Origin of the sequence: Inquilinus limosus MP06 (assembly GCF_000767795.1) — a bacterium.
Classification (GTDB): domain Bacteria; phylum Pseudomonadota; class Alphaproteobacteria; order DSM-16000; family Inquilinaceae; genus Inquilinus; species Inquilinus limosus_E.
In genome coordinates this window covers 1-18,002 of record NZ_JANX01000060.1, presented here as the reverse complement: position 1 = coordinate 18,002, position 18,002 = coordinate 1, and the positions used below count along the sequence as shown (strand labels likewise).

Annotated in this window: 20 protein-coding genes; 6 read left to right on the top strand and 14 right to left on the bottom strand. The window is 69.1% G+C overall.

The features are described 5' to 3' along the window. Positions 1-47: 47 nt before the first annotated feature. Positions 48-767 carry a TauD/TfdA family dioxygenase gene (locus P409_RS07595; protein ID WP_081991348.1) on the top strand — a complete coding sequence of 240 codons (720 nt, stop codon included), beginning with the start codon at positions 48-50 and terminating at the stop codon, positions 765-767. Then, complete coding sequence (locus P409_RS07590) at positions 764-1,312, top strand: HD domain-containing protein (RefSeq protein ID WP_034833815.1); 549 nt, start codon at positions 764-766, stop codon at positions 1,310-1,312. The genes P409_RS07595 and P409_RS07590 overlap by 4 nt, the downstream gene beginning before the upstream one ends. A 141-nt stretch (positions 1,313-1,453) precedes the next feature. Here the strand turns inward: P409_RS07590 and P409_RS07585 are convergent, their stop codons facing one another. Next, on the bottom strand, positions 1,454-1,840 hold the full coding sequence (locus tag P409_RS07585; RefSeq protein ID WP_052120159.1) for a RidA family protein: 387 nt from the start codon (positions 1,838-1,840) through the stop codon (positions 1,454-1,456). Between the two features lie 84 nt (positions 1,841-1,924). Here P409_RS07585 and P409_RS07580 point away from each other — a divergent pair, with 84 nt between their 5' ends. Then, positions 1,925-2,170 (top strand): hypothetical protein, encoded by a 246-nt coding sequence (locus tag P409_RS07580; RefSeq protein ID WP_034833813.1) that lies wholly within the window; start codon positions 1,925-1,927, stop codon positions 2,168-2,170. 25 nt (positions 2,171-2,195) lie between these two features. Here P409_RS07580 and P409_RS07575 read toward each other — a convergent pair whose 3' ends face one another. From P409_RS07575 to nthA, 3 genes are read right to left on the bottom strand one after another with little or no spacing between them, the layout of a single operon-like run. Then, complete coding sequence (locus tag P409_RS07575; protein WP_081991347.1) at positions 2,196-2,582, bottom strand: nitrile hydratase accessory protein; 387 nt, start codon at positions 2,580-2,582, stop codon at positions 2,196-2,198. Then, positions 2,569-3,228, bottom strand: coding sequence for a nitrile hydratase subunit beta (nthB, locus tag P409_RS07570; protein WP_034833810.1), 660 nt, complete (start codon positions 3,226-3,228; stop codon positions 2,569-2,571). The genes P409_RS07575 and nthB overlap by 14 nt, the downstream gene beginning before the upstream one ends. Beyond that, complete coding sequence (nthA, locus tag P409_RS07565; RefSeq protein ID WP_034833806.1) at positions 3,225-3,860, bottom strand: nitrile hydratase subunit alpha; 636 nt, start codon at positions 3,858-3,860, stop codon at positions 3,225-3,227. Before nthA ends, nthB begins: the two co-directional genes overlap by 4 nt. 112 nt (positions 3,861-3,972) lie before the next feature. Between nthA and fumC the strand changes: the two genes are divergently transcribed. Both fumC and P409_RS07555 read left to right on the top strand, forming a co-directional pair. After that, on the top strand, positions 3,973-5,376 hold the full coding sequence (fumC, locus tag P409_RS07560) for a class II fumarate hydratase (protein WP_034833802.1): 1,404 nt from the start codon (positions 3,973-3,975) through the stop codon (positions 5,374-5,376). Between the two features lie 10 nt (positions 5,377-5,386). After that, the gene (locus P409_RS07555) at positions 5,387-5,608 is read left to right on the top strand and encodes a ribbon-helix-helix domain-containing protein (RefSeq protein ID WP_034833800.1); all 222 of its coding nucleotides are present in this window, start codon (positions 5,387-5,389) and stop codon (positions 5,606-5,608) included. Positions 5,609-5,665: 57 nt separating this feature from the next. Here the strand turns inward: P409_RS07555 and P409_RS07550 are convergent, their stop codons facing one another. From P409_RS07550 to P409_RS07505, 10 genes are all read right to left on the bottom strand, one after another. Further along, positions 5,666-5,977, bottom strand: a complete 312-nt coding sequence (locus P409_RS07550) for a hypothetical protein (RefSeq protein ID WP_152613273.1) — start codon at positions 5,975-5,977, stop codon at positions 5,666-5,668. Between the two features lie 134 nt (positions 5,978-6,111). Then, complete coding sequence (locus tag P409_RS07545; protein ID WP_034833796.1) at positions 6,112-7,959, bottom strand: extracellular solute-binding protein; 1,848 nt, start codon at positions 7,957-7,959, stop codon at positions 6,112-6,114. Between the two features lie 79 nt (positions 7,960-8,038). Next, a complete protein-coding gene (locus P409_RS07540) occupies positions 8,039-10,519 on the bottom strand; it encodes a glycogen/starch/alpha-glucan phosphorylase (RefSeq protein ID WP_034833795.1) in 2,481 nt (826 codons plus the stop codon). Positions 10,520-10,671: 152 nt separating this feature from the next. Further along, entirely contained in the window at positions 10,672-11,808 is a 1,137-nt protein-coding gene (locus P409_RS07535) for a branched-chain amino acid ABC transporter substrate-binding protein (protein ID WP_034833818.1), read from the bottom strand. 80 nt (positions 11,809-11,888) lie between these two features. Further along, positions 11,889-12,242, bottom strand: a complete 354-nt coding sequence (locus P409_RS07530) for a DUF6867 family protein (protein WP_034833793.1) — start codon at positions 12,240-12,242, stop codon at positions 11,889-11,891. 10 nt (positions 12,243-12,252) lie between these two features. Further along, positions 12,253-12,963, bottom strand: a complete 711-nt coding sequence (locus P409_RS07525) for an ABC transporter ATP-binding protein (protein ID WP_034833790.1) — start codon at positions 12,961-12,963, stop codon at positions 12,253-12,255. Further along, the gene (locus P409_RS07520) at positions 12,963-13,829 is read right to left on the bottom strand and encodes an ABC transporter ATP-binding protein (protein ID WP_034833787.1); all 867 of its coding nucleotides are present in this window, start codon (positions 13,827-13,829) and stop codon (positions 12,963-12,965) included. The genes P409_RS07525 and P409_RS07520 overlap by 1 nt, the downstream gene beginning before the upstream one ends. Then, the gene (gene livM / locus P409_RS07515) at positions 13,826-15,346 is read right to left on the bottom strand and encodes a high-affinity branched-chain amino acid ABC transporter permease LivM (protein ID WP_034833785.1); all 1,521 of its coding nucleotides are present in this window, start codon (positions 15,344-15,346) and stop codon (positions 13,826-13,828) included. Before livM ends, P409_RS07520 begins: the two co-directional genes overlap by 4 nt. Positions 15,347-15,350: 4 nt before the next feature. Further along, positions 15,351-16,271: an ABC transporter permease subunit gene (locus P409_RS07510; protein ID WP_034833783.1), complete on the bottom strand. Its 921-nt coding sequence runs from the start codon at positions 16,269-16,271 to the stop codon at positions 15,351-15,353. 188 nt (positions 16,272-16,459) lie between these two features. Next, positions 16,460-17,320, bottom strand: a complete 861-nt coding sequence (locus tag P409_RS07505) for a fructosamine kinase family protein (protein WP_034833780.1) — start codon at positions 17,318-17,320, stop codon at positions 16,460-16,462. Positions 17,321-17,412: 92 nt separating this feature from the next. On the opposite strand from P409_RS07505, the gene P409_RS07500 reads away from it, so the two are divergent. Continuing rightward, on the top strand, positions 17,413-18,002 hold a 590-nt coding region (locus tag P409_RS07500), incomplete at its 3' end, for a hypothetical protein (protein WP_152613272.1).

The following is an 18,002-nucleotide window of genomic DNA, read 5'->3' as shown; positions in this document are numbered from 1 at the left end:
GCCGGCGACTATGCCGCCGTCGCCCATGACGACGCCGCCCGCGCCGCCTGGCTGCGCGCGGCCTGGAACCACGGCTTCGCCCTGCTGCGCGGCCGTGCCCACCGAACCCGGCATGGTGTCGCAAGGTGGTCGAGCTGTTCGGCTTCGTGCGCGAGACCAATTACGGGCGGCTGTTCGACGTGGTGGCGGTGGACAAGCCGCAGAACCTGGCCTTCACCGCCATCGGCCTGGGCAACCACACCGACAACCCCTATCGCGATCCGGTGCCGCAATTGCAGTTGCTGCACTGCCTGGAAGCGGCGGCCGAGGGCGGCGAGTCGGTGGTGGTCGACGGCTTCGCCGCGGCCGAGCGGCTGCGGCGCGAGGCGCCGGACGCCTTCGCCCTGCTGACCCGCCGCGCCGTGCCCTTCCGCTATGTCGAGCCCGGCCGCGTCGACCTGCGCAGCCGGGCGCCGCTGATCGAGCTGGATGCCGAGGGCGAGGTTGCGGCGGTGCGCTACAACAACCGGTCGATCGCGCCCTTCGACCTGGATCCGGACGAGGTCGAGCCTTTCTACGACGCCTATCGCCGCTTCGGCCGGCTGCTGCACGACCCGGAGCTGACGGTCGGCTTCCGCCTGGCGCCGGGCGACCTGTTCCTGGTCGACAACCAGCGCGTGCTGCACGGCCGCCGCGGCTTCTCCGCCGGGCGCCGCTGGCTGCAGGGCTGCTACGCCGACAAGGACGGCCTGACCAGCACCCTGTTCAGCCTGGAGGCTGCCCGATGAGCGAGATCCTGCACCCGCTGCTGGCCGAGATCGAGGGCCTGTTCGCCGCGCATGGCCACAACACCTATGGCGAAGGTGTGACCATGCAGGCGCATGGCCTGCAGGCCGCGGCCCTGGCCGAGCATGAGGGCGCGCCCGACGAGCTGGTGGTGGCCGCCCTGCTGCACGATATCGGCCATTTCCTGGAGCTGGCCGACGACGCCTTCGGCTATCACAAGCATGACGGCGCCGGCGGCGACTGGCTGGCCGCCCGCTTCGGCCCGGAGGTGAGCGAGCCGGTTCGGCTGCACGTCGCCGCCAAGCGCTATCTCTGCGCCGTCGAGCCGAGCTATCTGGACGTGCTGTCCGCCGCCTCGGTCCATTCCCTCGGCAAGCAGGGCGGGCCGATGAGCCCCGCGGAGGCCGCGGAGTTCGCCCGCCACCCGCATGTCGACGCCGCGGTGCGGCTGCGGCGCTGGGACGATGGCGGCAAGGTCGACGGGCTGAAGGTCAGCACCGTCGCCGACTACCGCGACCGAATCCTCAAGGTGGCGAAGGCCGGTTAGCGCCAGATGATTTTGCGTTGGGAGATGGCGCTGAGGATTGCCTCTCCCGCCAGGCGGGAGAGGCAATCCGCGAAGACGCTCGACGTCCTGTCAGCTCCGGTCCGGATCGACTGGCGTGACCCGACCTCAATTCATTCCGCTCTAACGGGCCGCCACCGCCTGGATCTCGACCAGCAGGCTGGGCACCGCCAGGCCGGCGACCACCACCAGGGTCGAGGCCGTGGCGTGCCCGTCCAGCCGCCGCTCGCGCACCGTGCGGTACAGCGGGATCAGCTCCGGCCGGGTGATGAAGCCGTCGACCTTGACCAGGTCGGTCACCGCCATGCCGGCATCGGCCAGCACCGCGAACAGGTTGTCCCAGGCCAGCTCGAACTGGCGCTCGGCATCCTCAGGGATGGTGCCGTCCGGCGTGGCGCCGACCTGGCCGGAGATGTGCAGCCAGCGCGCGCCGGCCGGTGCCGAGGCGCCATGGCTGTAGCGGGAAAACGGCGCGGCGACGCCGGCCGGGTTGTGCAGCTGAACGGTCATGGTCTTCCCCGATTTCGGCGAACAGGCCCGCAGGCGACCGGCCTGGACGTGGACTTCCCAGGCCGCCATCGCCATATTGACGGGATGAGCGACGAACCCGATAGCCTCATCCTGCGCTATCTCCGGCGGATCGACGAAAACGTCAATCGGCTGGCTGAGGACGTCGGCGATCTCAAGCGCCGGATGACGTCGCTCGAAACCCAGGTGGCCGGGCTGCATGCCGCGGTCGCCGGGCTTCACGCCGATTTCGCTGGCCAATCCGCCCGCATCGACCGGATCGAGACCCGGCTGGATCGCATCGAGAAGCGGCTGGAGCTTGTCCAGGTATAGGCTGTCTTTTCGCCTCGACTGACGCTCACATCCTGCCCAACGGATCATTCTCCAGCAGGATCGGCGCGCCATGTGGCGTGGCCCGGGCGGCGCGGTCCCAGGCGTCCTTGCGCCGGCCCAGCGCGTCGGCATCGGCGACGCCCTTGGCCAGCACCAGCCGCTCCAGCGCCGCCAGCCAGTGCTCGTAATAGCGGCTGCCGTCATCCGGGTCGCCATCCGCGCGGGCCCGGCAGATCTCGGCCGCCAGCGCCGCCGCCCATTCCGGCCAGGTGAAGACCCCGCGCTGATGCAGCGCCACCGCCATGGCGAAGGCCTGGGCCTGCCAGGGCTCGGCGAAGACCGGCCCGTCGGCGTCGCGCGGCAGCGGCGCGGTGCCGTCCAGCGCCGCGATCACCGCCTCATGCCGGCTCAAGATAGCTCTCCCAGGCGTCGATCGACACGGTCAGGGTCGGATCGGCGGCCTCGCCCCACAGCTCGCGTCCGTCGAAGCGCACGGTGTAGAGCCATTGCGGGCTCTCGCCGCGGCCATGGGCGTTGCTGTCGGGCAGCACGAACACGCCGTGCACGCGCTCGACCGTGCCGACCTTGCCGCGGGCATAGCGCGGCAGCCTCGTATGGCCGGTCGGATGCTCGTTGCGGGTCAGCACCACATCGTCCACGGCGAAGCGTGCCGGCGCCGCCTCCGGCCGCTGGTAGTTGCTGCCGCGCGCCAGCGTCGGGGCGACCTGGTCCGCCCGCAGCACCTTCTGGCCGGGGACCGGCGGGTCGATGGCGCGGCCGGCCTTCAGCTCCGCCGCCGAGACCAATCCGGCACCTTGCAACAGCTTCTCCAGCCCCTTGGTCCAGATCTCGTAGTAGCTGGACGACAGGTAGTCGGCCGGGTGCAGCGTCTCGCGCGCATGCCGGCTGATATCGATGTTCCAGCGCCCCAGCGCGCCGGCTGCCAGGGTGAGGGCGAGGGCCCGCTTCTCCCATTCGGCATGGAATCGGACATCCTCCGGCTCCGGCACCACCGGGCCGAAGCCCATCATGCCGCCGAGATCCTGGGCGCCGTTCATCGCGCGTCTCCCGGCTCGCGCGCCAGACCGGCGCCGATCATGCTGTCGCGGGTGACGAGGTCGGCCAGCGCGTCCTCGTCCCAGCCCTCGGTGCCGGCCGGGCGCATCGGGATCACCAAATAGCGGGTCTCGGCGGTCGAGTCCCAGACCCGGATCCTGGTTTCGGCCGGCAGGGCGACGCCGAAATCGGCCAGCACGCCGCGCGGGTCGATCACGGCGCGCGAGCGGTAGGGCGCCGATTTGTACCAGACCGGCGGCAGCCCCAGCACCGGCCAGGGGTAGCAGGAGCACAGGGTACAGACGACGAGGTTGTGCGTGTCGGCCGTGTTCTCGACCGCCACCATGTGTTCGCCCTGGCGGCCGACGAAGCCGAACTCGGCGATCGCGGCGCCGGCATCGGCCCGAAGGCGGTCGCGATAGACCGGATCGGCCCAGGCCTTCGCCACCACCCGGGCGCCGTTGCGCGGGCCGATCTTCGTCTCGTAGGTCTCGATCAGCACGTCGAGCGCGGCCGGATCGACATAGCCCTTCTCGACCAGGATCGATTCCAGCGCCTTCACCCGCAGCGCGATCTCGGGCAGGGCGCTGCCTTCGTGATCATGGTCGTGGTCGTGATGATGGTCGGCGGACATGGATGGGACTCCGCGCATCGGATTCGGCCGGGGAGAACCCAGCCTACCCCCACACCCGCATTCGTGCTAGCAAACCGGCCAGCCGAAAACTGACAGCAACCGGAGCCTTTCGATGGCCGCCGAAACCGCATTCCGCACCGAGACCGACAGCCTGGGCGCCGTCGAGGTGCCGGCCGACCGCTACTGGGGCGCGCAGACGCAGCGCAGCCTGCAGAACTTCAAGATCGGCGGCGAGCGCATGCCGGCCCCGCTGGTGCGGGCGCTGGGCATCCAGAAGAAGGCCTCGGCCCAGGCCAACATCGCGCTCGGCGAACTGGATCCCTCGATCGGCAACGCCATCGTCGCCGCGGCCGAGGAGGTGATCGACGGCACCCTGGCCGACCATTTCCCGCTGGTGGTGTGGCAGACCGGGTCGGGCACCCAGACCAACATGAACGCCAATGAGGTGATCTCGAACCGCGCCATCGAGATCCTGGGCGGCGAGATCGGCTTGAAGAAGCCGGTGCATCCGAACGACCACGTCAATCGCGGCCAGTCCTCGAATGACAGCTTTCCGACGGTGATGCACATCGCCGCGGTCGAGCAGATCGGCCATGAGCTGCTGCCGAGCCTGGAGCATCTGCACCGCGCCTTGGCGGCCAAATCGGCCGAGTTCAAGGACATCGTCAAGATCGGCCGCACCCACCTGCAGGATGCGACGCCGCTGACGCTGGGCCAGGAATTCTCCGGCTATGCCCGGCAGATCGAGCTGGGCATCGCCCGGGTGAAGGGCTGCCTGCCGCACCTGCTGGACTTGGCCCAGGGCGGCACCGCCGTCGGCAGCGGGCTGAATGCCAAGGAGGGCTTCGCCGAGGCCTTCGCGGCGCATGTCGCCAGCATCACCGGCTTCCCGTTCAGGACCGCGCCGAACAAGTTCGAGGCGCTGGCCGCGCATGACGCCTGCGTCGAGGCCTCGGGCGTGATGAACACGCTCGCGGCATCGCTGATGAAGATCGCCAACGACATCCGCCTCCTGGGCTCCGGCCCGCGCTGCGGCATCGGCGAGATCCACCTGCCGGAGAACGAGCCCGGCTCCTCGATCATGCCGGGCAAGGTCAATCCGACCCAGTCCGAGGCGATGACCATGGTCTGCGCCCAGGTGATGGGCAACCACGTCACCATCACCATCTCCGGCGCCACCGGCCATTTCGAGCTGAACGTGTTCAAGCCGGTGATCATCTACAACCTGCTGCAGTCGATCCGCCTGCTGGCCGATGCCTGCCGCAGCTTCACCGACAACTGCGTCGTCGGCATCGAGGCCCGCACCGACCGGATCGAGCAGCTGCTGCACGAATCGCTGATGCTGGTGACGGCGCTGAACCCGCATATCGGCTACGACAACGCCGCCAAGGTGGCGAAGAAGGCGCATGCCGAGAACACCACGCTGAAGCAGGCGGCGATCGCGCTGGGCCTCCTCACCGCCGAGCAGTTCGACCAGTGGGTGCGGCCCGAGACCATGGTCGGTCCGTCTGCTTGATCGAGCTGCGGTGAGCGGCGTCCGCAAGCGGTCGGTCAGCATCGCCGGCCACGCCACCAGCGTGTCGCTGGAGCCGGCCTTCTGGGACGCCCTCACCCGCCTGGCCGCGGTGCGCGGCCTGCCGGTCAACCGGCTGGTCGAGGCGGTGGACGCCGCCCGCGACCCGGACGGCAACCTGTCCAGCGCGCTGAGGACCACGGTCCTGGAGGCGGCGCTGGCACGGGAGATCTGACATGAAAAAAGCCCCGGCCGGACGGCCGGGGCTTTTCATCATCGAAAGGCCGGAAGATCAGCCGCCGCACTGGGCGGAATAGCCCTGCTGGCCGGTGGCGACCTGCTGGTCGAGCTGCTGGACCTGCGCGTCGGTCAGCTTCAGGTCGGCCTGGCAGCCCTTGTACAGACCGACCAGCTTCTGGGTCTCGTCCATGACCTCCTTCATGGCCGAGCACTGCTCCGCCTGCGGGGCCTGGGCCTTGGACATCAGGCCCTGGCTCAGCGTCTGGACCTTCTGGGCCTGGGCCTGGGCGTCTTCGACACACCCGGCAAAAGCGGGCGAGGCCGCGAGCGTGGCAATGGCGGCGGCGAGAACAATGCGCTTCACGAAAAACTCCTTGGGCTTCTGGGGCGGCCCGCCCCGGAGCGAGCCGAGGCGGTGCTGGGGAAACCCCCGGCCGCGGACCAGGTTCCCAACAATTGTGGAGAATTGCACCGAATCGATGCGGCCGCCGGGCGCCGCTACTTGCCGTTCGACCACCAGGCCTCGAGCACGGTGCCGTAGGTCGGGTTGACGGTGGTGACCCGGCCGAGATTGCCCCAGTAGGCGTAGTAGTCGCGGTCGAGATAGTAGAGCGGCACCACGTAGTTGCCCCACAGCAGCACCCGGTCCAGCGCGTGCACCGCGGCCTGCAGCTCCGGCTCGCTCCGGGCGGCGGTGACGGCCTGGATCATGGCGTCGACCACCGGGCTCTTCACCCCCGGATAGTTCCGGGTCCCGGGCACGTCGGCCGAGCGGCTGCCCCAGTAGCGCGACTGCTCCACCCCCGGGGAGAGCGTCGTGATCCAGGTGTTGAGGATCACGTCGAAGTCGTAGGTCTCGATCCGGTTGGCATACTGCGCGCTCTCGACCAGCCGGACCGAGGCCTGGATGCCGAGCCGGCGCAGCTGGTCGGCATAGGCCAGGGCGATGCGCTGGTAGCCCTTGTTCTGCAGCAGGATCTCGAAGCGGAACGGGGTCCCGCTGCCATCGACAAGGGCATTGTCCCTGATCGTCCAGCCGGCCTCGGCCAGCAGCGCCTGCGCCGCCCGCAGATTCTCGCGGTTGCGGCCGCTGGCGTCGCTTGGCGGCAGGACATAGGGCTCGGTGAACAGCTGCGGCGGCAGCTGGCTGCGGAACGGCTCCAGCAGCGCCAGCTCCGCCCCCTTCGGCGTATCGGTCGCCGCCAGGGAGGAGTTGGCGAAGTAGCTGTCGTCACGCTTGTACTGGCCGCCCAGCAGCGTCTTGTTCACCCAATCGAAGTCGAAGGCCAGGATCAGGGCCCGGCGCACCCGCGGGTCGGCGAAGACCGGCCGGCGCGTGTTCATGGCGAAGCCCATCATCCCGACCGGCCGGTAATGCGGCAGCGTCAGCATGGTGACGCGGCCGTCCTGGACCGCCGGGAAGTCATAGGACCCGCCGACCCATTTCTCGGCATCGAGTTCGCGCCGCAGGGTGTAGGCACCGGCCTTGAACGCCTCCAGCGCCGTGTCGGCGTCGAGGTAGAAATCGAACCGCATCGTGTCGAAGTTGTAGAGGCCGCGCATCGCCGGCAGGTCCGCCGCCCACCAGTCCTTCACCCGCTCCAGCGTGATGCTGCGGCCGGGATCGATGGCGCCGACCTTGTACGGGCCGGCACCCAGGGGCGGATCCAGGCTCGGCTGGTCGAAGGCATGGCTGGTGTACCAGGCCTTGCTGAGGATCGGCTGCATGGCGACGACCAGCGGGTTCTCGCGCGCCGCCTCCGGCTTGAAGCGGAAGCGGACCGTGCGATCGTCGATGCGGTCGATCCCCTCCATCGTGCCGTAGATCGCGCGGGTGTTGGGCAGGCCCTTGGTCCCCTGGGTCTGCCAGGTGAAGATCACGTCGTCCGCCGTTACCGGCGTGCCGTCGTGAAACACCGCCTTGGGGTTGAGATGGAAGGTGACCTGGCGCCGGTCATCCGACATCTCCGCCCGGTCGGCCACATAGGGGTACAGGGTGAAGGGCTCGTCCCAGCCCCGCGTCATCAGGCTGGCGAAGACATAGGGCGGCATGATCAATCGCACCTGGTCGGTCTGGCCGCCGATGATGAAGGGATTCAGCGTGTCGAAGCTGCCGACCACCGCCCGGCGCAGCTCGCCGCCCTTCGGCGCGGCCGGGTCGGCATAGGCGAAATGGCCGAAATCCGCCGGGTATTTCGGCTCGCCATACATGGCAAGGCCGCCGCCCGGCGCCCCAGCCTGTACACCCGCCGGCGCCTCCACCGCGGTCTGCGCCACGGCCGGCAAGGCGCCGGGCAGCAGCAGGACGGCGAAGGCGAGGCGAAGCAGGAGGCGAGCGGCGCGCATGCAACTTGTCCGGTCGGGAATCGATCGGGCGCAGTCTTCCCGCCGAGGCGTCCGGGCGCAAGACCGTAACGGCGGAGCCCTATTCCGCCGCGCGAGCCAGAGGCGGCCAGACGCCCCAGATCTCCTCCGCATAATCCTGCACCGTGCGGTCGGAGGAGAACCAGCCGACATTGGCGGTGTTGCGGATCGCCATCCGGGTCCATTCGGCGCGGTCGCGGTAGAGGGCGGCGGCGCGGGCCTGGGCCTCCCAATAGGCGGCGAAGTCGGCCGCCACCAGGAACCAGTCGCTGTGCCGCAGCGCGTCGGTGATCGGCCGGAACCGGCCCGGATCGTCGGGCGAGAAGGTGCCGTCCTCGATCGCCGCCACCGCCCGGGCCAGGCGCGAGTCACCCGCGATCACGGCCCCCGGGTCATAGCCCTGGGCCCGCTTCGCCGCCACCTCGGCCGCGGTCAGTCCGAAGATCAGGATGTTGTCCTCGCCCACCCGCTCGGCGATCTCGACATTGGCGCCGTCCAGCGTGCCGATGGTGATCGCGCCGTTCAGGGCGAACTTCATGTTGCCGGTGCCCGACGCCTCCATGCCGGCGGTCGAGATCTGCTCCGACAGGTCGGCGGCGGGGATGATCCGCTCCGCCAGCGTGACGTTGTAGTTCGGCAGGAACACCATCTTCAGCTGGTCGCGGATCTCGGCGTCGGCGTTGATCACCTTGGCGACATCGTTCGCCAGCTTGATGATCAGCTTGGCGATGGCATAGCCGGGCGCGGCCTTGCCGGCGAAGATCTTGACCCGCGGCGTCCAGGCGGCGTCCGGCTGGTCCCGCATCTCCTGCCAGAGCGCCACGGCATGCAGGATGTTCAGCAGCTGGCGCTTGTATTCGTGGATGCGCTTGACCTGGACGTCGAACAGCGCGTCGCCGGAGACGCGGAGGTCGGCGATCTCGCCGATATGATGCGCCAGGAGGGCCTTGTTGCGGCGCTTCACCGCCCAGAACGCCTCGCGGAAGGCGCTGTCCTCGGTCCTGCCGGCCAGGACCGACAGCCGCTCCAGATTGTCTTCCCAGCCGCTGCCGATCATGTTGTGGATCAGCTGCGACAGGTTCGGGTTGGCCTGCACCAGCCAGCGGCGCGGGGTGATGCCGTTGGTCTTGTTGGTGATGCGGTCCGGGAACTCCTCGTTCAGGTCGCGGAACACCGTCTCGCGCATCAGCTGGGTGTGCAGGGCCGAGACGCCGTTGACCCGGTGGCTGCCGAGGAAGGCCAGCGGCCCCATGCGCACCCGCCTGTCCCAGCCCTCCTGGATCAGCGACAGGGTGGACAGGCGGCCGGGGTCCTTCGCCACCACCTTGGAAGATTTCAGGAACCGGTCGTTGATCTCGTAGACGATCTGCAGATGGCGCGGCAGCACCCGCTCCAAGAGCGCCACCGGCCAGGTCTCCAGCGCCTCCGGCATCAGCGTGTGGTTGGTGTAGCTGATGCAGCCCTTGGTGATCGCCCAGGCGCGGTCCCAGTCCAGCCGGTGCCGGTCGATCAGCAGGCGCATCAGCTCCGGCACCGCGATCGCCGGATGGGTGTCGTTCAGCTGCAGCGCCACCTTTTCCGGCAGGTCGTCATAGCCGTCATGATGCATCCGGTGCCGCCGCAGCACGTCCTGCAGCGAGGCCGAGGTGAAGAAGTACTCCTGCTTGAGCCGCAGCTCCTGCCCCGCCGGGGTGTTGTCGTTCGGGTAGAGGACGCGCGACAGGGTCTCGGACAGGATCTTGTCCTCGACCGACTTCAGATAGTCGCCGGAGTTGAAGGGAACCAGGTCGAACTCCCGCACCGGCTTGGCCGACCACAGCCGCAGCGTGTTGACCGTGACGCCACCCCAGCCGACCACCGGCGTGTCGTAAGCGACGGCCAGCACCCGCTGGCTGCCGCGCCACACCGGCTTCGGCCGCCCGTCGGGCCCGGGCTCGCCCGGCTCGACCTTGCCGTAGAAATCGATCGGATAGGCCACCTCAGGCCGCTCGAACTCCCAGGGGTTGCCGAATTTCAGCCAGTCCTCGGGGTATTCGACCTGCCAGCCGCGGTCGAATTGCTGCTCAAACAGCCCGTATTCGTAGCGGATGCCGTAGCCGGTGCCGGCGATGCCGAGCGTGGCCATGCTGTCGAGGAAACAGGCAGCGAGGCGGCCGAGGCCGCCATTGCCGAGCGCAGCGTCGGGCTCGACCTCTAGCACAGCGCCGAGGTCGACGCCGAATTCCCCCAGCGCCTCGCGGCAGGCGTCGTAGATGCCGAGATTGGTCAGCGCATTGGCCATCAGCCGGCCGACCAGGAACTCCAGGCTGAGATAGTAGACCCGCTTGCCGTCGGTGGCTTCCTCGCGGTGCTGCGCCGCCATCCAGCGATCGACCAGCCGGTCGCGCACGGCCAGGGCCGTGGCGGCGAACCAGTCATGGCGCGTGGCGCGATGGACCTCGCGCCCGACGGCATAGACCAGCCATTCGAGAATGTCGCGCTTGAGCGAGTCCCGGTCGAGCCCGCGCGGCTCGATCGCCATCGGGGAGGCTGGCAGCTCCATCGCTGACCCCCATGCTGCACTGCGATATAGACCGTCCGTTACACCACGGAACGGCGCCGCGATCAATCATGTGACAAAAAAGACCCGGCGGAAGTTCCGCCGAGTCGACATTGTCCGCGGGCCGGGGTGGCGTCCGCCACTGGCCCTTGGTGTTACTTGGCGCCGACCTTGGCCAGCTCGCCCGGGGTCGCCTCGGCGAAGTTGCCGCTGTTCCAGATGTAGAACACGTAGTCGGTCTTGACGCGGTCGCCCTTGGCATCGAAGGCCAGGTCGCCGATCACGGTCTTGTAGGCCGTGCCGTCATGCAGCGCCGCGGCCACCTTCGGGCCGTCGAAGGTCTTCGCCTTGGTCGCCGCCTGGGCCCAGGCCTGCACCGCCGCGTAGCTGTACAGGGTGTAGCCTTCCGGCTCGTACTTGTCGGCGCGGAACTTCTCGACCACGTCCTTGGCGGCCGGGGAGTTGCGCTGGTCGGCGCCGAAGGTCATCAGCACGCCCGCGCCGGCGTCGCCGGTGATGCCCCAGAACTCCTGGGTGACGATGCCGTCACCCGACACGAACTGGGCGTTCAGCCCCTGCTCGCGCGCCTGGCGCAGGATCAGCCCCGCCTCGTTGTGCAGGCCGCCGAAATAGATCAGGTCGATGTTCGCCTGCTTCATCTTCGACACGACGGCCGAGAAGTCGCGCTCACCGACCGTGATGCCCTCATACATCTTCTCGGTCAGGCCGGCCTTGTTCATCGCCGCCTTGGTGGCGTCGGCCAGGCCCTTACCATAGGTGGTCTGGTCCTGGATGATGGCGACGTTGCGGCCCTTGAACTTCTCGGCGATGAAGGCGCCGGCGACGTCGCCCTGCTGGTCGTCGCGGCCGCAGGTGCGGAAGGTGGTCTTCTGCCCCTGCTCGGTCAGCTGCGGGTTGGTCGAGGCCGGGGAGATCTGGACGACACCTTCCTCGGCATAGACCGCCGAGGCGGGAATCGAGACCGAGGAGTTGAAGTGGCCGACCACGGCCACCACGCCCTCGCCCACCAGCTCGTTCGCCGCGGCCACGCCCTGGCGCGGGTCGGAGGCGTCGTCGCCATAGACCACGACGACCTTCTCGCCGTTCACGCCGCCGGCGTCGTTCAGCGCCTTCACCGCCGCGTCGGTGCCGCGCTTCATCTGCTCGCCGAAGGACGCGTTCGGGCCGGTCAGCGGCGCGCCGAGGCCGATCTTCACATCGGCCCAGGCCGGGGCCGACGCCATCGCGGCCAGGGCCACGCCCGCCAGGAGCACACGGTTGAATCTCGTCATCAGATCGCTCTCCCAGTTCATCGACCGGCGGGACGACCCCGGCGGTCCTTGCTTTCCGCCGGCCCGGAAGGACCGGCGTCTTACCGTGCGGCCGGCCGCCGCTCGCGCCAGGCGAACAGGCCGGCGCGCTCATACAGCCACGGATACTGCCGCACCATCTTCGCCGCCCGGGTCATCCGGTAGGCGACCGTGGCGCACAGGCCGATCCACACAAGATCGATGACGAAGCCGGTCGGGGACAAGAGCGTACCGCCGAACAGCGCGTAGTGCAGGAACCGGGTCGCACAGGCGAGCAGCACCACGAAGGGCACCACCTTGCGCATCGGCGCCCAGCCCTGGGCCTGGCCCTGGCCGGTCAGGAAGCCGCCGCCGCCGCCCAGGATCAGGCTGACGAAGATGAAGTCGCCAACCGAGGTTCCGAGGATCTGTTCCATCGCCCGCCCCTCAATGCCCGCCTTCGAGATAGGCGGCCCGGACCTCCGGATTCGCCAGGAGCTCGCGCCCGCTGCCGCTCATCGTCACCCGGCCATTGACCAGGACGTAGCCGCGATGCGCCAGCTTCAGCGCGTGGAAGGCGTTCTGCTCGACCAGGAACACGGTCATGCGCTGCTCCCGGTTGATCACCTTGATCGCCTCGAAGATCTGCTTCACCACCAGCGGCGCCAGACCGAGCGACGGCTCGTCCAGCAGCAGCAGGCGCGGCCGGCTCATCAGCGCCCGGCCGATCGCCAGCATCTGCTGCTCGCCGCCCGACAGGGTGCCGCCGCGCTGGGCCTGCCGCTCCTTCAGCCGCGGGAACAGCACGAAGATCTGCTCGAGGTCGCGCCCGAACACCGCCGGATCGGCAGTCAGCGCCCCCATCTGCAGGTTCTCCATCACCGTCATGCGCGGGAAGATGCGGCGGCCTTCCGGGGAGATGGCGACGCCGCGGCGCACGATCTCGAAGGTCGGCTGGCGGGTGATCTCCCTGCCGTCGAACACCACGGCCCCCTTGCGCGCCTGCGGGTTGCCGCAGATCGTCATCAGGAGGGTCGACTTGCCGGCGCCGTTGGCGCCGATCAGAGTGACGATCTCGCCTTCCTTGACCTCGACATCGACGCCGCGCAGCGCCTCGATGGCGCCGTAGAAGGTGTGCACGCCCTGCAGCGACAGCATCACGGCCGGGCCTCCCCGGTCGCGGCAGCCACGTCGGCGGCGATCTCCGGCGGCAGGTCGTCCTCCTCGGGCTCGCCGAGATAGGCCCGGATCACCGCCTCGTCGCTGCGGATCTGCTCCGGCGTGCCGTCGGCGATCTTCTTGCCGTGGTCGAGCACCACGATGTGGTCGGAAATCTGCATGACGACGCTCATGTCGTGCTCGATCAGGAGGACGCTGGTCCGGTGCTCGTCGCGGATGGCGCGCAGCAGGCCGTTCAGCTCCTGGGATTCGCGGGGGTTCAGGCCGGCGGCCGGCTCGTCCAGGCACAGGATCACCGGGTCGATGCACATCGCCCGCGCGATCTCCAGCCGGCGCTGGCCGCCATAGGGCAGGCTGCCGGCGGAATCGTCGGCCTGGGCGGTCAGCCCGACGCGGTCGAGCCAGAACTTCGCCTTCTCCACTGCCTCGCGCTCCGCCCGACGGTAGCTCGGCAGGCCGAGCAGCCCCGCGATCGAGAAGCCCGAGGCGCGCATCAGCTTGTTGTGCTGGGCCACCATCAGGTTCTCCAGCACGCTCATCCCGGCGAACAGGCGGATGTTCTGGAAGGTGCGGGCGACCCTGGCCTGCTGGGCGATGCGGTAGCCGGGGATCTGCTCCAGCAGGAACTCGCCGGTCTCGCCCTTGAGCGTCATCCGGCCGGCGGTCGGCTTGTAGAAGCCGGTGATGCAGTTGAACAGAGTGGTCTTGCCGGCGCCGTTCGGCCCGATCACCGCGGTGATGTCGCCGGCCCGGATATCGAAGGAGACGTCGTCGATGGCGACGAGGCCGCCGAAGCGCATCGAGACGTGCTCGATGGTCAGGAGCGCGCTCACGGCCCCGGTCATCCTTGGGCTCCCTTCTTGCCGTGCAGGAGGATGGTCGGGTCACGATGCGCCAGGAGGCCGCGCGGGCGCCACACCATGATGCCGACCATGCACAGGCCGAACACCAGCATGCGGTAGAGGTCGAGGCCGCGGAAGGCTTCCGGCAGGCCGATGATCAGGCAGGCGGCGACGACGATGCCGAGCTGGCTGCCCATGCCGCCGAGCACCACGATCGCCAGCACGATCGCCGATTCGATGAAGGAGAAGCTTTCCGGGCTGATGAAGCCCTGATATGTCGCAAAGAAGCTGCCGGCAAAGCCGCCGCACATGGCCGAGGTGGCGAAGGCCGCCAGCTTCAGGTTGGTGCGGTTGATGCCGAGCGACTGGCAGGCGATGTCGTCCTCGCGGATCGCCTCCCAGCCGCGGCCGACCGGCAGGCGGCGCAGCCGGGTGCTGATCAGGTTCACCAGCAGCGCCAGGGCCAGGATCAGCAGGTAGAGGAAGATGATCCGCTGCGTCGGGTCGTAGTCCAGCCCGAACAGCTGGTGGAAGGCGGTGGTGCCCTCCGGCGGGCTGCGGTCGAAGGGGAAGCCGAAGAAGCTGGGCCGCGGCACGTTGTTGATGCCGTTCGGCCCGCCGGTCACCGGCGCCCAGTTGATCAGGATGATGCGGATGATCTCGCCGAAGCCCAGGGTGACGATGGCGAAGTAGTCGCCGCGCAGCCGCAGCACCGGATAGCCCAGGATCAGGCCGAAGCAGGCCGCCAGCACGCCGGCCAGCGGCAGGCAGATCCAGAAGCTGAAGCCGAAGGTGGTGGACAGGAGCGCGTAGGAATAGGCGCCGACGGCATAGAAGGCGACATAGCCGAGGTCCAGCAGGCCGGCGAGGCCGACGATGATGTTCAGGCCCCAGCCGAGCATGATGTAGATCAGCACGATGGTGGCGACGCCGAGCGTGCTGCGGGTGGCGAGATCGGTGAAGGGGAAGATCACCGCCAGCACCACCAGGATCGGCCCGACATAGACGCTGAGGCGCTGCACCCGGGCGCCGATCCGGTCCATCGCCCGGTCGCGCTCCTGCCGCGACAGGCTGGCCTTGCTGCGGCGTTGCACCAGTATCGACTGGATCAGCAGCCAGGCCGCGCCCAACGCCCCGATCAGCAGCAGCGGCACGGAGTGCAGATCCTGCACCGGCAGCGGCGGCAGCGTGTCGGAGATCGACGGCCGGAGATATTCGTAGACCGGCGGGAGGGCGAAGACGACCAGGAACAGCAGGCTGATCCAGAACACGGGCCGCGGGATGCCCTCGCGGTTCAGGATGATGCCGATGCGGCCGAAGAACACCAGCGCCACCGCGATGGCGACCGCGGTGAAGTCGGTCTGGTAGCCGAGCGAGCCGCTCTGCTCGATGGTGCGGATGCCGACCAGCGGCGCGGTCAGGACCAGGGCGATGAGGCCGGTGACCCCGGCCTCCTTCAGCATGGCGACGACGTCGAGGCGGCGCGCGCCGGCCGCGTCGGATTGCGCGATCGTGGCCATCGCCTCAGACCTTCTCGATGTCGGGGCGGCCGAGCAGGCCGGACGGGCGGAAGATCAGCACCAGCACCAGGATGGTGAAGGCGGCGACGTCCTTGTATTCCGACGAGAAGTAGCCGGACCAGAAGGCCTCGATCAGCCCGATCAGGATGCCGCCGAGCATCGCCCCCGGCAGCGAGCCGATGCCGCCCAGCACCGCCGCGGTGAAGGCTTTGATGCCGGCCAGGAAGCCGATGTAGAAGTCGATCACGCCGTAGTAGAGGGTCACCATCACGCCAGCCACCGCGGCCAGCGCCGCGCCGATGACGAAGGTCATCGAGATGGTGCGGCCGACATCGACGCCGATCAGCGCCGCCATGGTGCGGTCCTGGGCGCAGGCGCGCTGCTGCCGGCCCAGCGAGGTGCGGTTGATCACCCAGGTCAGCCCTATCATCAGGGCCAGGGTCAGCACCACGATGATGATCTGCAGATAGGACAGGCTGACGTCGAAGCCGCCGCCGGAGGTCAGCTGGAAGCCGCCCGGGATCTGCGGCGGCACCGGCTTGCGCCGGGCGCCCTGCAGCAGCTGGACGTAGTTCTGCAGGAAGATCGACATGCCGATGGCGGAGATCAGCGGCGCCAGCCGGGTCGAGCCGCGCAGGGGCCGGTAGGCGAGCCGTTCGACCGTCCAGCCATAGGCGGCGGTCACCACCACGCTGACGATCAGCACGATGGCCAGGGCCAGGGCCACCGAGACACCAGGCACGCCGAAGGCGCCGAGCACGACGAATCCGATCACCGCGATGAACGCGCCGATCATATAGATCTCGCCATGGGCGAAATTGATCATGCCGATGATGCCGTACACCATCGTATAGCCGATCGCGATCAGACCGTAGATCGCGCCCAGCGTCAGCCCGTTGATGAGCTGCTGCAGGAAATATTCCATGCTCGCGCCGAATTGCCTCCACAGACCATCCGCGGATGGTCGACCTCACTGTTCGCTCGCCGTTTAAACCGAGGGCGTTTCTCTGTTCAAGCTCCGCGTCGACGTCGGATTGGCGCGACTATGGCGAAGAAAATGGACCGTTACAATCTCAATGAATCATAAGACGTTTCGGGATCTTAAGCTATGGATCAGACGCCGTAGCGGTCGAGAATCCGGCGGATCGGCGCGGCATAGGCCGGGTCCCAGTACCGCACATGCACCAGCAGCGGATACAGCAGGTAGATTGGCCGGCGGTCGTCCCAGAAGCCGGGATCGAGCGGCGCCAGCTCGGCATAGCGGCGGAAAAAAATGTCGTCGAAGGTGCCGAACAGCGTCGGATAGGTCAGCTCCATCTCCGGATGGCCGCAGGAGAGGGCGGGGTCGATGACGGCGACGATTCGCCCGTTCCGATGCAGCAGGTTGCCGGTCCAGATGTCGCCATGCAGCAGCGCCGGGTGGCGCGGCTCCGACAGCAGGCTGTCGAGCCGCCCGGCCAGCGCCTCCAGCCGGCGCAGCAGCCCGGCATCCACCGTGCCCTCTTCATGGCCCGCCCGGGCCATGTGCAGCAGGCGGTGGTCGCGGAAGAACGGGATCCAGCGGTCGCCCGGCGGGTTCGGCTGCGGCAGCCTGCCGATGGTGGTGTCGCGGTCATAGCCGAAGCGCGGCCAGGCCGGCGCGTGCAGCGCCGCCAGCAGCTCGGCCGCATGAAGCTGGGCCGGCGCCGGCGGGGGCCCGGGCTCATGCGCGACATAGTCCAGCAGCAGCAGGTCCTCGGCGGCATGCAGCACGGCCGGCAGCGGCAGGGCGGAATGGCGGGCCAGCTCCCGCAGCATCCAGGCCTCCAGCAGCAGCGGCCCCTGCCCGGCCTTGGCCACCACCCGGCTGCCATCGGCGAGGTCGACCCGGAGCACATCGACGGTCGACCCGCCCGGCAGCGGCTCGGCCGCCACCGGCCGGACGCCGAGCGCGGCGGCGATCCGGTCGGCGAGGCGAGGGTCGAGGGCGGTCAAGGGCGGGTATCCCACGCCGGCAGAAAACAACCGCGCGTTTCGCGGCGGCCATGGTGAAATGGGCGGAGGCCCAGCCCGTCATCCGGAGCATCATGCTCGCACCGCCCTCGGTCTACGAAACCTGCGCCCGGCTGTTCGAGCCGGGGTCCGACGCCCCCGATCCTGGCGCAGCCGGCCAGGCGGTGGAAGAGGCCCGGCGCCTGCTGGCCGCCTTCGGGATCGCGCCGGACGGCAGCGCCGAGGACGGCCGGACCGCGCGGCTGTTCTGCCTGGCCGCGACGCTGGAGGCCAGCTTCGCGGTGCCGGCGATGGATTATCCGGGCCTGACGGTGCTGGGCGCCCGGCTGCCGCAGGGCCTGCCCGCTGCCGATGGCGCGGCCATCGCCGTCGACGGCGTGATCGGCTGCGATCCGAACCCCTGGCGCGCCTTCCAGAAATGCATCGGCGAGGCGGCGGAGACGCTGGCCTTGGCCGCGCCCGGGATCGGCGCAGCCGACCGGGATGGTTCGGCCGGGGAGATCGCCGCCCGCTTCAGCAGCCAGATCGAGGCGAGGACCGGGCTGGAGCTGGCCGCCCTCGCCGCCGCCCCTGTCGTGGACGGGACCGAGCTGGCGACCGGCCGACCGGTGCGGGTGCCGCGTCCGCTGGTCTTCGGACGGCCGGGCGGGCCGCGGACCGCCGT

Bases quoted from the DNA above. Each gene is read 5' to 3' on its own strand.
- P409_RS07590 (WP_034833815.1), top strand. From the start codon at position 764: ATGAGCGAGATCCTGCACCCGCTGCTGGCCGAGATCGAGGGCCTGTTC.
- P409_RS07585 (WP_052120159.1), bottom strand. From the start codon at position 1,840: ATGACCGTTCAGCTGCACAACCCGGCCGGCGTCGCCGCGCCGTTTTCC.
- P409_RS07580 (WP_034833813.1), top strand. From the start codon at position 1,925: ATGAGCGACGAACCCGATAGCCTCATCCTGCGCTATCTCCGGCGGATC.
- nthB (WP_034833810.1), bottom strand. From the start codon at position 3,228: ATGAACGGCGCCCAGGATCTCGGCGGCATGATGGGCTTCGGCCCGGTG.
- nthA (WP_034833806.1), bottom strand. From the start codon at position 3,860: ATGTCCGCCGACCATCATCACGACCACGACCATGATCACGAAGGCAGC.
- fumC (WP_034833802.1), top strand. From the start codon at position 3,973: ATGGCCGCCGAAACCGCATTCCGCACCGAGACCGACAGCCTGGGCGCC.
- P409_RS07545 (WP_034833796.1), bottom strand. From the start codon at position 7,959: ATGCGCGCCGCTCGCCTCCTGCTTCGCCTCGCCTTCGCCGTCCTGCTG.
- P409_RS07540 (WP_034833795.1), bottom strand. From the start codon at position 10,519: ATGGAGCTGCCAGCCTCCCCGATGGCGATCGAGCCGCGCGGGCTCGAC.
- P409_RS07535 (WP_034833818.1), bottom strand. From the start codon at position 11,808: ATGACGAGATTCAACCGTGTGCTCCTGGCGGGCGTGGCCCTGGCCGCG.
- P409_RS07530 (WP_034833793.1), bottom strand. From the start codon at position 12,242: ATGGAACAGATCCTCGGAACCTCGGTTGGCGACTTCATCTTCGTCAGC.
- P409_RS07525 (WP_034833790.1), bottom strand. From the start codon at position 12,963: ATGCTGTCGCTGCAGGGCGTGCACACCTTCTACGGCGCCATCGAGGCG.
- P409_RS07520 (WP_034833787.1), bottom strand. From the start codon at position 13,829: ATGACCGGGGCCGTGAGCGCGCTCCTGACCATCGAGCACGTCTCGATG.
- livM (WP_034833785.1), bottom strand. From the start codon at position 15,346: ATGGCCACGATCGCGCAATCCGACGCGGCCGGCGCGCGCCGCCTCGAC.
- P409_RS07510 (WP_034833783.1), bottom strand. From the start codon at position 16,271: ATGGAATATTTCCTGCAGCAGCTCATCAACGGGCTGACGCTGGGCGCG.